The sequence below is a fragment of the Roseburia hominis A2-183 genome (assembly GCF_000225345.1).
Lineage (GTDB): Bacteria > Bacillota > Clostridia > Lachnospirales > Lachnospiraceae > Roseburia > Roseburia hominis.
The window spans coordinates 3,057,903-3,072,475 of the sequence record NC_015977.1; the positions used below are offsets into that span (position 1 = coordinate 3,057,903).

10 protein-coding genes are annotated in these 14,573 nt (G+C 47.1%); 4 read left to right on the forward strand and 6 right to left on the reverse strand.

Annotated features, from left to right (window positions below; all coding sequences use genetic code 11):
* Positions 1-141: 141 nt before the first annotated feature.
* The 3 genes from RHOM_RS13725 to bilR are packed head-to-tail and all read left to right on the forward strand — an operon-like array spanning position 142 to position 4,262.
* Entirely contained in the window at positions 142-1,521 is a 1,380-nt protein-coding gene (locus RHOM_RS13725) for an MFS transporter (protein ID WP_014080903.1), read from the forward strand.
* A 24-nt stretch (positions 1,522-1,545) separates the two neighbouring features.
* A complete protein-coding gene (locus RHOM_RS13730) occupies positions 1,546-2,298 on the forward strand; it encodes an alpha/beta hydrolase family protein (RefSeq protein ID WP_014080904.1) in 753 nt (250 codons plus the stop codon).
* Between the two features lie 29 nt (positions 2,299-2,327).
* A complete protein-coding gene (gene bilR / locus RHOM_RS13735; protein ID WP_014080905.1) occupies positions 2,328-4,262 on the forward strand; it encodes a bilirubin reductase, long form in 1,935 nt (644 codons plus the stop codon).
* A gap of 137 nt (positions 4,263-4,399) precedes the next feature.
* On the opposite strand, the gene RHOM_RS13740 is transcribed toward bilR, so the two are convergent.
* The 6 genes from RHOM_RS13740 to RHOM_RS13765 all read right to left on the reverse strand — a co-directional run bounded on the left by RHOM_RS13740 (position 4,400) and on the right by RHOM_RS13765 (position 13,247).
* On the reverse strand, positions 4,400-6,181 hold the full coding sequence (locus tag RHOM_RS13740; RefSeq protein WP_014080906.1) for a methyl-accepting chemotaxis protein: 1,782 nt from the start codon (positions 6,179-6,181) through the stop codon (positions 4,400-4,402).
* 128 nt (positions 6,182-6,309) lie between these two features.
* On the reverse strand, positions 6,310-6,963 hold the full coding sequence (locus RHOM_RS13745; protein WP_014080907.1) for an HAD family hydrolase: 654 nt from the start codon (positions 6,961-6,963) through the stop codon (positions 6,310-6,312).
* Positions 6,964-7,033: 70 nt separating this feature from the next.
* Positions 7,034-8,062 carry an aldo/keto reductase gene (locus tag RHOM_RS13750; protein ID WP_014080908.1) on the reverse strand — a complete coding sequence of 343 codons (1,029 nt, stop codon included), beginning with the start codon at positions 8,060-8,062 and terminating at the stop codon, positions 7,034-7,036.
* Between the two features lie 70 nt (positions 8,063-8,132).
* A complete protein-coding gene (locus tag RHOM_RS13755; protein WP_014080909.1) occupies positions 8,133-10,115 on the reverse strand; it encodes an LTA synthase family protein in 1,983 nt (660 codons plus the stop codon).
* A 708-nt stretch (positions 10,116-10,823) separates the two neighbouring features.
* The gene (locus tag RHOM_RS13760) at positions 10,824-11,801 is read right to left on the reverse strand and encodes a lysylphosphatidylglycerol synthase transmembrane domain-containing protein (protein ID WP_014080910.1); all 978 of its coding nucleotides are present in this window, start codon (positions 11,799-11,801) and stop codon (positions 10,824-10,826) included.
* Positions 11,802-11,849: 48 nt separating this feature from the next.
* On the reverse strand, positions 11,850-13,247 hold the full coding sequence (locus RHOM_RS13765) for a radical SAM protein (protein ID WP_014080911.1): 1,398 nt from the start codon (positions 13,245-13,247) through the stop codon (positions 11,850-11,852).
* A gap of 332 nt (positions 13,248-13,579) precedes the next feature.
* On the opposite strand from RHOM_RS13765, the gene RHOM_RS13770 reads away from it, so the two are divergent.
* Complete coding sequence (locus tag RHOM_RS13770; protein ID WP_014080912.1) at positions 13,580-14,548, forward strand: zinc dependent phospholipase C family protein; 969 nt, start codon at positions 13,580-13,582, stop codon at positions 14,546-14,548.
* Positions 14,549-14,573 lie beyond the last annotated feature (25 nt).

A 14,573-nucleotide genomic window follows, 5' to 3' on the forward strand; every position in this document is an offset into this window, starting at 1 on the left:
ATTTTTGTTCATTTTGTCAATTTATACAATACATCAATTTTCCATAGTTTGCAAGCAATTTTTGTATATGTTTATCTCTCTAATCCCCATATAATGAACATGTAGCTACCAAAACAACACAAAAACGAGAGGTATTTTATTATGAAAGAAACAAGACCATTTTCCATGAAGGACAAAATCGGTTACACTCTTGGCGATTTGGGATGTTGCTGTACAGAACAGTTCCGAGCCATGTATCTTGCTATTTTTTATACCCTGGTGCTGAAGGTCAACCCGGTGCACGTAGGAATCCTTATGCTTATCACAAAGCTTTGGGATGCCATAAACGATCCATTAATCGGTGCACTTGTTGACAGTCACCAGAACAAGGGTAAGGGCAAATTCATTCCGTGGATTAAATTCTTTGCTTTTCCAACCGCAGTCCTTTGTATCTTAGGCTTCGTCAACGTAAGTAATTTTGCTTATGGTGCCCGTCTTGCTTACATGTTCATCACATATGTTGTATATGAAATTATGTACACATGTGTAAGCGTACCATTTGGAAGTCTTTCAAGTGTTATGACAGATGATGTAAACCAACGGACCGACCTTTCACGCTTCAGAAGTCTTGGCGGCACAATCTTTATGACCGTCATCGTTATTGCCGGTCCATTATTCTTATACAAAGACAACCAGCCTGTACCAAGCCACTTCCTTATTATGGCAGCCATCTGTGCTGTTATCGGTTTCATCTGCCTTATGTTTACATCACACTGGTGCAAGGAGCGTATTATCACCGAGCCAGTTGCCAAAGAAAAAGAGAAGCTTAACTATTTAGACGTGCTGAAAGCCATCTCCAAAAACAAAGCTTTACTTGGTGTTATGTTATCCAGCTTTATTGGTATCGTTGGTGCCGGTATGGTAAACGGCTTAAATACCTACTTATTCCGTGACTATTTCGGAAATGTCGCCATTATGGCAGTTTCAGGCATGTTAAGCGTTATCTGGTCGCTTATCGCATTCATTGGGACAAAATTTGTTGCAAAGAAATTTGGAAAGAAAGAATGGATTATGTATAGTGCAACTTTCTCAGTTGTTGTTTATGCTATTTTATTCTTTTTCCCTCTTGAGAACCCAATGCTCTTTATTATTATCAACGGAATCTGTTATCTTGGTGTCAGCGGTTTCCAGGTATTAGTCTGGGCCCTTGTAAATGACGCAATTGACTATCAGGAACTTCAGACCGGAAAACGTAACGAAGGTATCGTGTACTCTGCATATACATTTTTCCGTAAGCTTGCTAATGCCGTATCCGGAAGTATGAGCAGCTTTGCACTTGCAATCGCAGGCTTTAACGTAAATGAGGCCGTTCAGAGCGAAGCATTCTCCGGACGTCTCTGGAAAACATATACCGGATTATATGTAGCCGGGTACTTATTAGCTGTACTTGTATTAAAGTTTGTATACCCTCTTACAAAAGAGAAAACAGCTGAAATGTTACAGAATTTATCAGACAAACGAAATGCTGCAAACGCAGAATAACTTCAGAAACCGAGGTATCTTGCATTGACAAAACAAGTTGAAATAACAAACCGCTCAGGTCATGTCTTACGCGGAATTGTAAATATTCCGGATGAAGGCTCGCGCTTCCCCGCCATCATTAACGTACACGGATTTACCGGAAATAAAAGCGGATACAAAAATATCTATACCCACACAGCCAGATTTCTGGCTGAAAACGGATTTGCCAGCGTCCGCTTTGATTTATACGGAAATGGCGAAAGCGACGGTGAGTTCGAGGACATGACATTCACCGGTATCTTACATGATATCGAAGATATTATAAACTGGACAAAACAGCAGGATTTTGCCAATCCTGATAAAATTATTTTATCAGGCCAGAGCATGGGCGGCTATGCAGCTGCCACTGCTGCGCCTATCGTTAATCCACATGCTCTCATACTCATGTGCCCGGGAGCCGGCATGTGGTTTGGATGTAAAGACCGCGCCGAGGCAATGGAAGCACAGGGAATCACAAAAGCAGATATAGAAGGGCTTTGCTTCCCTACTTCTTTTAACCATGATTTATATCAGTATGAACCGTTTTCATCCGCAGCGGGATATACAGGTGCTGTTCTTCTTATCAGAGGAACGGCAGACGATCTGGTAGATGATGCTACCTGTCATCGATATGAAGCACTCTATAATGGCAAATGCAGTTACAAAACAATTGAAGGCGCAAATCACAACTTTGCAAGCGGTTCTGCAAGAGCTGAATTAGACAGGCTCATATTAGAGTTTTTAACACCATTGAAATAAGATAATCACTTTGAAAGGATGTGTGCACAATGAAATTATTAGAGCCCATTAAAGTTGGAAACATTGAATTTAAAAACCGTATTATGTTTCCCCCACTTACAACAGGATACGAAGAAAAAGATGGATCTATCGGCGAACAGAGTTTTCGTTTCTATGAGCGCCTTGCAAAAGGTGGTGTTGGATACATTGTCATTGGAGACGTTGCTCCTCTTTCAACATTCTCTCCTACACCAAAACTTTACTCTCCTCAACAGGCAGAAGGCTTCCAGCGGCTTGCCGATGCATGTCATAAATACGGTGCAAAGCTTGGAATCCAGCTGTTCCATCCAGACTATAACGTCGCAGCTTTAAACGAAATGTTTCACCAGGGAAAAATGCAGGAGGCAAGAGCCAAACTTCACCATGATATGCAGCACTTTGTAAATGAAGTAACTGCGGAAGAACTGGATGAAATTATTAAGCACATGGAAAATTGTGCTGTTTTAGCCCACAAAGCAGGCGTTGACTGTATCGAAGTACATGGAGACCGCCTTGTCGGATCGCTCTGCTCTCCTATTTTAAATCACAGAACAGATGAATATGGCGGAGACCTTGCAAACCGTACACGTTTCGCCTTAACTCTTGTACGACGTTTAAAAGCAATTGTCCCAGATATGGTTATCGACTACAAGCTTCCAATCGTAACTCCTCTTGGAGATAACGGCTTTCGGGGAAAAGGTGGTCTTCCACTTGATGAGGCCTGCATTTTTGCAAAAGAATTAGAAGCTGCCGGTGTTGACACATTGCATGTCGCGCAGGCTAACCACACCGGAAATATGGGGGATACCATTCCTGCTATGGGGACACAGCCATATGGTTTTATGGTTTCATACTCTAAAAAAATCAAGGAACTCGTTTCCATTCCCGTATCCGTGGTTGGTCGTATTGTAACACCAGAAGCTGCTGAAGCCGTTATTACAAATGGCTCTGCTGACATCGTTGCACTCGGGCGTTCACTGCTTACCGATCCTGATTTTGCAAACAAGTGTGCCGATGGACACTGCTGCGATGTCAGAACATGTATGATGTGTAATAAAGGATGTACAGACAATATCCAAAACCGTGCATTCCTAAGCTGTGTATTAAATGCCGAGAATGGTTATGAGACAAGCCGTCAGATTACTCCTGCAGTCACAGCAAAGCGAATTGCAATTATCGGTGCAGGAATTGCAGGACTTGAAGCAGCACGTGTCGCCGCTCTGAGAGGCCATCAGGTAACTATATTTGAAAAGTCACTCCAGATCGGTGGTCAGCTTCTTATTGCCAGCGTTCCACCCCGAAAAGAAGAAATGATGAGAAGCATTAACTACTATCTTAACGTGCTTCCCGAATTATCAGTGACATTCCGTCTGGGTCAGGAATTTACCGGAAAAGACTATGATTCGTTTGATGAAGTAATTGTTGCAACAGGTGCAACGAATGCAATCATTCCCGTTCCGGGCAAAGATCTTCCAATCGTTACAAGTGCATGGGATATTCTTGCTAAAAAAGAAATTGTATTCGGCAACGTATCTGTCATCGGCGGTGGTCTTGTAGGTGTTGAAACTGCGGAATACCTTGCTGCCCGCGGATGTAACGTTACAATTATTGAAATGATGGATCAGATTGCAAAGGAAGAAAGCAGCACGATTCTCCCAACTTTGATGAGTGAATTAGAGCATTCCAATGTCCAGATCCTTACCTCTGCAAAACTATCAGAGATCAATGACCATGCAGTTATTGTTGAGAAAACAGAAAATGAAAAAACCTCGGTCTTAGAGATCAGATCGGATTTCGTTGTAATGGCTGTTGGTGCAAGAAAGAATCTTCCGGATCTTTCGGCTTGTCCGCTCCCGCTTCATTATATTGGCGATTGTGCCGGAGAGCGTCCGAGCAATATCGATCATGCCATTAAATCAGCATATGATGCCGCATGTGAAATATAAAAGGTTTTTTCCCTATTCGTACCCAGTATATATTCACATTCGCAGAATATCTGCAGACATGAAATTACGGGCGTGTCAGTTTCTGACACGCCCGCTTTCATTCTCATCTTATCATTTGTATTCTTGCCGCAGTCTTCCTACAACCGGAAATGCTCCATGCTGTCTGCAAGCACTTTCATGTCGCCCTCCAGCTTCTCGATCATTCCACTGGAGCGCTCCACCGTTCCCTCCAGCTCAGTTGTCATACTGGAAGTCTCCTCCGTGGATGCCGCATTATCTGTCGCAAGATGCGTCAGCACCTCGATGCTCTGGGTAACTTTCTCACGCTCCTCATTCGCAGTGCGGATCATATCCGTCACCACGCGGATGGAATTCGTGCACGCCTCCAGTGCCTTCTGCATATCCAGAAACATCTCGCTGGTATGATTCAGCGCCTCTACCTGCTGCTTCGACGCATCATTCATCTGTACCATAATGCCCATCGACTTCTCGGAATTCTCTGTCAGCTCTCCGATAATGTCGTTAATCTCATGCGCTGTATCTGCCGACTGTGTCGCAAGACTTCCGATCTCTTCCGCAACTACCGCAAATCCGCGTCCGGCTTCTCCCGCGCGCGCCGCCTCGATCGAAGCATTCAGTGAAAGCAGATTCGTCTGATCTGCGATCTCACTGATCAGCGTCGCCGCCTTGCTGATCTTATTGACGGATGCATTGGTACTCTCCGTCTGTGTATACATCGACTCGATATCCGCCTCTGTCTTATTGTTCGTATCGATCAATTCACGAAGCTTAGCGAGCGACTTATCGGAATACTCCTGCATCTGATTGGCATTGCCGACCAGTTCTTCCATCTCGCTGGAGATCTTCTCGATGCCTTCCGCGATCGTCATGATACCGTTGGACGCTTCCGTCGTGGATCCTGCCTGCGTCGTGCTGTTTTCCGCAATCTCATTGACGGCAACCGCAACGTTTCCGATGGACTCCTGCATCGAGGAGAAATTACCAGTAAACGACTGCAGTGCATTCCGCAGATCTGTTGATGCCGTGCTGATGCTTCCTATCAGGGAAACAATCTGCTTCTGCGCGGCATTGAGTGCCTCTGCCGTGTCTCCCAGCTCGTTCTTCTCCCTTACGTTCACGGTCGTTGTCAGATCTCCGTCGGAAAGTCTGGATGCCAGCCCCTGGATCTCCACCAGCGGCTTGCAGAGCTTCGCCGCATAGATTCTCGCCCACACGAACGCCATCACAAGCATAACAGCCATCATTATGACTATCACAATGCAGAGAACCTCGAACTTCTGGTTGATGCGTCCTTCCACACCCGTCATCTCTACCTGCATGTCATCGACGTAGTTACCGGTGGAGACTGCCCATCCCCACGGTGCAAACAACTCGGAATATGCTACCTTCGGCGCAACCGTCACACCGTCAGCCTTCGTAAAGTAAAATTCATTGAATCCGCCTCCATCGGCACTGTTACAGACCTTCATAATCTCCTGGATGATCATGACACCATTCTGATCCTCCAGATCGTAGCGGTTATTTCCTTCCTGCTCCGCCAGAATCGGATGCATTACCAGATTGTAATCCGTATCATCAATCCAGAAATATCCGCTTCTGTCATCGCGGTAACGCATGGCGCGGACGATCTCCTTCGCTTCTGCTTTCGCTTCTTCCTCTGTCAGTTCCCCTGCCTGGCTCTTATCATATTCTGCCTGCAGCACAGCAATCACCGTCTGGACCTCAGACTTGATCTCTGTGTTGTAACCGGAATCCATCGCACTTTCATATTCCGTCAGCGCCATATTGGTCGTATTCCGGATACTGAAAATGGAAGTTGCCCCAAGCAACAGGGATGCCAGTAATACCAGCATCAGACAGGTCATCGTTAACGTATGTTTCACACTTCTTCTGTTCATACCATGCCGCCTTCCTTGTTGTGATTCCGCACAACTCTTCTGTGTTTCTCATTATTTTTATTGTACTTTATGTACAAAAATCATGCAATGGTACTTCCTTACCAAAAGTGAAACATTTCTCAACAGACCTACGCATTCAGGAAATCTCTGATCTCCTCCGGTTCGCGGACAAAATGATCTGCACCATGTTCTTTTAAGAACGCTTCCTCCCGGAATCCCCACAGGACGGAAATGCACGGCAGACCGGAATTTTTCGCTGTCATCACATCCACCTCGGAATCTCCGACATACACGGCGCCCTCCTTTGGCATGCCAAGCTCCTTTAATGCCGCATAGACCGTATCCGGCGCCGGTTTTTTCGCCACTCCGGCACTCTCGCCGATTGCCACTTTCACAATTCCCTCAAAATAAATCTCCGCCAGTTCCTTCACCGCAGAATCCGGCTTGTTCGACACGATCGCAAGCGCATATCCGTCCGCCTTCAGTTCCCGGAGCAGATCAATCACTCCGTCATAGGCTTTTGTATTGTCATTGCAGTGAATATCATAATACTCCCGGAAAATCGCAAGCGTCTGCTCAAAGACTTCCGGTGCCGTTCCCTCCGGAACCGCCAGCTCGATCAGGCGCGCCACACCGTTTCCGACAAACCGGCGCACATCATCCAGTGTGCGCTCCGGCATATTCATCCTGCGCAGCGCATAGTTTGTCGCTTTTGTCAGATCCTCCAGTGTATACAAAAGTGTTCCATCCAGATCAAAAATGACTGTCTCGTATTTCTTCATTCTCCCACTCCTCTTCGCCTCACGTGTGCATTACGCGCATTGCATGTCGTTCTGCATGTCTGCGCATCTCTTATTTTACGCTGACTTCTCCCGCCAGTACCCGCTTGTAATCTTCGTAATTCTTCGCAAGCAGTGCCGGTGTGTCCAGTCCGTACGGACATTTGCTCTTGCATTTGTTACAGTGCAGGCAGCCCTCAATTTTTTTCATCTTCGCCTGCATCTCCGGCGTCAGCTGTGCCTCCGACGGCGCGCGGCGCAGCATCAGGGACATTCTCGCACAGTTGTTGATCTCAATTCCGGCAGGACATGGCATGCAGTAACCGCAGCCACGGCAGAATTCGCCCGAGAGTTCTTTTCTGTCATGCTCGATCACCGCTGCGATCTCCTCCGTCATGACCGGCGGATGTTCAATGTAGGAAATGAACTCGTCCAGTTCCCGCTCTCTCTGCACGCCCCAGATTGGCAGCACATTCTCATACTGTGCCTCAAACGCGTACGCTGCAGCCGAATTGTTGATCAATCCTCCCGAGAGCGCTTTCATTGCAATAAATCCCATTCCCGCCTGCTTACACTTCTCCACCAGCTCGATGTCCTTCTCTGTCGCCAGATAGCAGAACGGGAACTGAAGCGTCTCATAAAGTCCTGACTCGATCGCCTCATCTGCCACGGCAAGCCGGTGGTTCGTGATACCGATGTGGCGGATTTTTCCCTGTGCCTTCGCTTCCAGCATCGCCTCGTAAAGTCCGGTTCCGTCGCCCGGCTTCGGGCAGAAGGATGGATTGTGGAACTGATAGATGTCAATGTAATCCGTGCGCAGATTGTGCAGGGAAATGCCAAGCTGCTCCCAGAATTCATCCGCATTGGCAGCCGCCGTCTTCGTCGCAATATAGACTTTTTCCCGCATGCCCTCAAACGCTTCGCCAAGCTTCTCCTCGCTGTCCGTGTAGAACCGCGCGGTATCAAAAAAAGTGATGCCGGCATCATATGCCTTTCGCGCCAGCTTCACGGCATCCTCCGTGCTGATCCGCTGGATCGGAAGTGCGCCAAACCCGTTCTTATTGACGGTAATCCCTGTTTTTCCAAGTGTCACTCTCTCCATTTTTTTGCCTCCACATTTTTCTTACACACATTGCCCGCTAAAAAGCTACATCTCTGTTGCTTTCCTGATACTATTTCAGATAAGGAAAGAATACTTCACTCTTTTCCTTTTTGTCAAACATGTTGTTGTACTGCAAAATATTATAGTTCCGGATCCAGTCCGCTTCCTCCCCCGTCGCTTCCTCGATATGCAAAAATCCTCCGGCAGACTTGGAATAATAGCCTCTGGAATTGATTGCCGGAATGGTCTCCATCATGTCCGCGAGGAACTGATTGTACGCCGGAAGCTCTATTCCTGCCCTCTCCAGTGCCAGCGTCGAGAGATAATTGATGCTGGTGACCGGCAGTTCCACCTCCGTGCTCTCATAGTTCGTCCAGATGAAAAACGGTATCGTATACAGATCTTCCAGTTCATCCTCGGTCAGTCCCGAAAGTCCCTTGCCGTTTAAGTTCGGATAAAAGCTGGACGAAAGGCTCGGCTGGTGATCGCCGAAAAATACGATCTCCACCGGATCATCCACATTTTGAAAATAGGAGATCAGATACTCCAACGCCGAATCACTCTCGTGCACCAGAGAGAGATACTGATTGACATCCGGATAGTTTAAGCCCAGCAGGCGTACCTTCTCATCAAAATTATCGTACTTTTCCGTATAACCGCCATGGTTCTGCATGGAAATGCTCATGATGAACAGATCCTCATTCGCCGCACGGCTCTCATAGCGGTCAATGATTTTCTCATACAGTTCCCGGTCGGTAATATATTCCCGCAGAAGCTTCGTCTGGTCAAAATCGTCGATAAAATGTGTCTCATCAAACCCGAGATCCGGATACACTGCATTGCGGCTCCATCCGGTCTCATAGTACGGATGCATTGCCACACAGGTATAACCGTCGTTCTTTAAGTTGGACACAATCGAGGTCGGCGTCTTGGAAATATACTGCTGGTATACCACGGAACCGCTCGGCAGAAATGCCATGGAGTTCCCGGTCATAAACTCCCACTCCGAATTCGGCGTCTTCGCACCGAACACGGAAGACAGCGCATATCCGTGAATGGCATTCTCCTTCAGGGAGTGGAAATAAGGCGCCACATCAATATTCGTGGAAAAATCTCCCACCACCGAAAGATCCGCATACGACTCGCTCATGACCACGATAATGGCCGGCTTTTCTCCCGGATCAGCCGCCACATCCGCATATGCCGAGGCAGCGTCTTTCTCTCCCTGCTTCTTCCCGCCGCTATCACCGCCAGAATACTGTTCTTCCAGCGCTTTCACCGCCTCACTGGAATACCCGTCGGGCGCAGCGATAAAACAATCTCTTACACTCAGCACAAAATTCAGAATATATCCGTTGCGGTAGCTTCCTTTCTGCTCCCAGGTCTCTGTCACTATGTACTCCGTCTTATGACCGATATACACGCCGCTCAGCACGGCAAGAGAGATACAGATGATCGCCATCGGCACTCTCTTTTTAAAGGAAACGTGAAGCTTGCGGATCAGCGCCACATAGAGCGTGGAAATCAGAATCACATAGCCCGCCCGGTCATCCATCACGAACTCATAATTGCCCGCCACCGAAAGTCCGGTCTGGATGGATTTCAGGTCGCTGAAAATAAATTCGTTCCCGCGGAACAGATATACGAAATAGTTGATTCCCGCCAATGACACCAGAAAAATGTGGGAAATCATGCAGGTAAGTCCCGTATTATTGGTAAAAACCTGTACCGCCAGAAATACCACCAGACAGCACAAGATATTGAGCAGCATCTTCGGCTGTGTGATCTTGGCGCGAAGCTCTGCATCCAGCAGCAGATACTGCACATGATACGCCGTGAAAATACTGCTGGCGCCGATCATCAGTCCGGTCCAGACCCACGGGATCTTCTCTGACAGTTCCACCTCCAGGCTCTTAAATAGGAAGTAGCACGCTCCGAATACCGGCAGCGCCCACACCGAAAAGCCGATTTTCCAGAACAATACCGCGGCAAAGATCATCGCCACCGCAAGTCTGCCCAAATTACCCTTGTCAAAATATAATTTTATTTTCATATGTTTCCTTATTTACGCTTTCTTTACATATTTTTTGCATGCCAACGTTAATTTTATCATGACTTGTGCGTTTGTCAATTTCCCAAACCTTAAACTTTTCAAAAGAGGCGCAAAATGAGGCTCGCACACAGGGCGGAGAATAGATTGCCGGTCACAATAAAATGTAAGATGCAATAAAGTTCCAGATAGAAACAGTGCATAGGATATTCGTTGGAACAAAATGCGAGAATTTCTTCTCTGCCGCTTTTTATATCCAATTCCGTGTCTTTCCACGTTTTGACAATCCGCGGGATGTGTCCGACACGCCGCAGACAATGAGCGGACTTTTTAGTGTTCCTAACATCACCGCTTCACAGACAATATAAAACCGCGCGAACCGAAACTCGTTGGCATCTGCTATTGAAAATAAGGCAGATGCCAATTCAGACATCGGCTTCGCGCGGTTATGTTTTGTTCATTGGTGATGTAAGGAACACACAAAAGTCCTTAAATTGTCTGTCGGCCTGCGGACACACCCGCGGAGTGCTCAAAACTTGGAAAAACACGGATCATCACAGATGTAAAAAGCGGCAGAGTTAGAAATTCCGTATTTTGCGATCCGAATTCCTACGCACTGTTTCTATTCTGGAACTCTGCTGTACTTACTGTTATCGTATCACTGCCAGTCTATTCTCCGCCCTGTGTACCAGCCTCATATCACAGGCGGCGCTATCGTTTGGCTTGTCCCGTTTTTTTGAGGTAGATGCGGCGTATGATGACCACAACCGCCCCCACCAGAAACGGGAATACGAAGGTACCGAAGCGGTACAGAAGCGACGCGGAGCCTGCCAGTCCGGTTCCGACAATTCCGGAAAAGAGTGCAGTAAAGACGAACTCGGTAGAGCCGATTCCCGCCGGTGACGGAATGACTGCCGCAAGCATGACAGAAAGCGATGTGACCGCCATCGTCTGCGGGAGCGTAATCTCCCCCTGCCCCAGAAAGATCAGATACGGGATGGAATACCAGAATGCGAACTTGATGAGGTTCAATCCCACTGCACCCGCAACCAGCCGCTTCTCTCCCATCAACTGTCTGGATGCATCCTCCAACATCTGGCACTGGTCATGAAGCATTGCTGCCTGCGGATCAAACCGCCCTTTCGTCTTTCCATTGAAGAAATCCACCACCCAAAGCAACATGCGGTGAAACTGCCTGGAACAGCTGAACAGAATTAAAACCACGGTGATGATCAGCGTTACAAGATATCCCGCCAACAGCAGCCACATATACTCCCCAAAATGTACCCGCATATAATTCCAGTTCAGTGCGAACAGAATCATTGAGAAAAACGCGATACTGATCTTATGAAACGCGTACTGCAGCATATACATTCCGAAGCTCTTGGAATACTCTATACCGTGCTCTCCCAGATAGACAATCGCGGCAACCCCTGCTCCGCTGCCAAGTGTCGCCACGCGGTAAAAAGAGCACAAAAAGGCATTGGTAATACCCATGCCTAATGTGAATTCACGATTATATTGTTTTGCAAGCAGCGTGGTAATCACGCCCTCGACACAGTGATACACGACAGTCATTGCACAGATGCCTGCAATGACCGCCGGTGTCGTTTTTTCTAATTGTTCTAAGATCGGTCCTGCTGAATCCCGGAATGTATAAACAATGATTCCGATGATGACAAGTACCAATGCCCATTTTAAGATCTGTTTTTTCGCCTTGCTGATAACGATCGCCCCTTATTTTTTCTTAAAGTTGGTGTAGCCCTTCTGCTGGTACGGATGCTCTGCCCACAGCTTATCTGCTGTCTCTTTCCACTGGCATGCATACTCCATACATTTTCCGCAAAGATGCTCTACCGGCTCCGCCTCCTCAACATCCGTTGAGTGTGCACCGCTCTCGTGTACCATCTTCTGGAGCAGCTCCGGATTCTCTAACATTGGACATGGACGAAGCATGTTCTCATTGAACGGCTGACCGTCTCTGTACGCCATGAACAGCGGCTGCTGTAAACACTCTAACAGAGACTTCTCACGGATATTTGCTCCTGAATAGTGAATAAATACACACGGCTCAACATCACCCTTCGGGTTGATGTGGCAGTAGTTTCTTCCTCCGGCGATACATCCGCCAACATACTCTCCATCGTTCTGGAAGTCCATAACGAAGATCTCTTTACCGCCTGTAAATCCACGTACCTCACGGATTCTGTGGTAAATATATTCTCTCTGTTCTCTGGTCGGCATCAGTTCCGGTGAAGCCTTCATACCTACCGGCATCAGATGGAAGTACCATGCGAAACGGCTCCCGTGCTCGATCAGAAGATCAAAGAACTCATCCGATGTAACGGCATCCATGTTCTTGCTGGTGTAGCATACGCTGTTACCGAAGATCAGCCCGTTCTCATGAAGCAGATCCATTGCATGAAGAACCTTGTCAAATACACCTTCGCCGCGGCGGAAATCATTGGCCTCCTCAAATCCCTCAAGGCTGATGGATAAGGACAGGTTGCCGACACGCTTCATCTCGTCACAGAATGCCTGGTCTACGAGAGTTCCGTTTGTGTAGCAGTGAAATGCACACTCGTTGTGCTTCTCACAGAGCTTAATGATATCGTCTTTTCTGACTAACGGCTCACCACCGGTCATCATATAAAAGTAAATACCAAGCTCCTTACCCTGTGTCACGATATTGTCAAGCTCATCAAACGTAAGATTGAGCTTGTGTCCGTACTCAGCAGCCCAGCAGCCGGTGCAGCGCAGGTTACATGCACTGGTCGGATCCATTAAGATCAGCCACGGGATGTTACAGTTATGTACTTCCCTCATCTTACGAATCGTCTTCGTTCCCACAAATGCTGCCTGATATCCCAGATTTAATGCTGTCATCTTTGCTACATGGGGATCGGTCTCATCCAGAAGACGATTTACATAATGCATCCATTTATTGTCCGGATCCTGAATCATCTTTCTGGCTCCGTCATACGCTTCCTTACGGAAGTTATCGCCCATGAACTTTTCTGCAAGATCAACAATCTGAAGCAGGCCTTTTTCACGATCCTTATTCAGATGCTTCAATGCTGCATCAATCGCCACGCTGAATGCCTTTCTCTCTACTGACTGTGCTAAATTTGCCATCACTTAATCCTCCGTTTTCTTCCATACACACTAATTCTTTTCTAAGATGAAAGTATAAGGAATACTGCTCTTTTTTTACATATGCAATGCATTTTAAGTGTTGCCACCCGATATACATTTTCCTTGTTTTGTCTATCATCTTATGACAATCTGACTGTTTTGATTATCGCCGAACTATATTATATAGTTTCCATTACTACGTGATAGTATAACACTCTTTTTTTGATTGTCAATCTATTTGTTTTATTACATTTTTCTTAAATCTTCCATTCCTCACTTAACACCTTCCTGTAAAATGGTTATACTCATGATGAACGAAAGGAGGAATTCCCATGCCAGGTTTTGTTACACATTATCTGTTTGGCGAAGAAATCTATCACCAGTTAAAATGTAATTCCCAGAAAAAAAATCTGTTTTATAACCGCAGCGCTTATGCGTTCGGACTGCAGGGACCGGATCTGTTTTTCTATTATCTTCCGTCCTATGCCCTGCACCGCCACAATCTCGGTGCCCTCGCACACACCACGGAGCCGCGTGCCTTTTTTCACGGACTGCTGGAAAGTTACGGGCGTCTCTCGTCCGCCGCAGACCGGGGCATTGCCGAAGCCTACATCTCCGGTTTCCTGGGGCACTATCTGCTCGACACCACATGCCATCCCTATATCTATGCCATGACGCATTACCATGACAAGAAGGAGAAAAGCTATTTTTCCAGACATGCCTATCTCGAGACAGAGATCGACACCGAACTGCTTGCCAGAAAGCGCCACAAGACACCCTGTGAATTCCACGCCGCCGATACGATCCAGCTGACTTTTGCCCAGAAACGCGTGATTGCCGGGCTCCTGTACGATGCCTATCATTACGCATTCCCCGAACTTTCCATTCATCGCAGCACCATGTGGATGGGAATCATCTCGCTTCCGCTCGGCATGCGGATTCTTCACGATGAAACCGGACAAAAAAAGGTTCTTTTCCGGTTCATGGAGAAGCATTTTCTGGGATACCCGTTATTTTCCCCGTTGATACCGAGCGACACACTGTTTTTCCGCACGGATCCTTTTAACCTGAGGCATGCCTCCTGGAAGAATCCCTGGGATGCCACACGCGTCTCCACAGAAAGCTTTTTTGATCTGTACGAAAAAAGCAGTGCGCGCTGCCTTACCATGATGCGAAAGCTTCACACATTACTGCATACAGAACCAAAAAGTGAGCTGCAGAAACAGCTCACTCTGGAATTTCTAAAAGAATACGGCAATCTGTCCTTCCACAGCGGTCTGGATGCGCAGATTCCAAGCTGATGCGCCCCCAAATAGGCGCATTCTT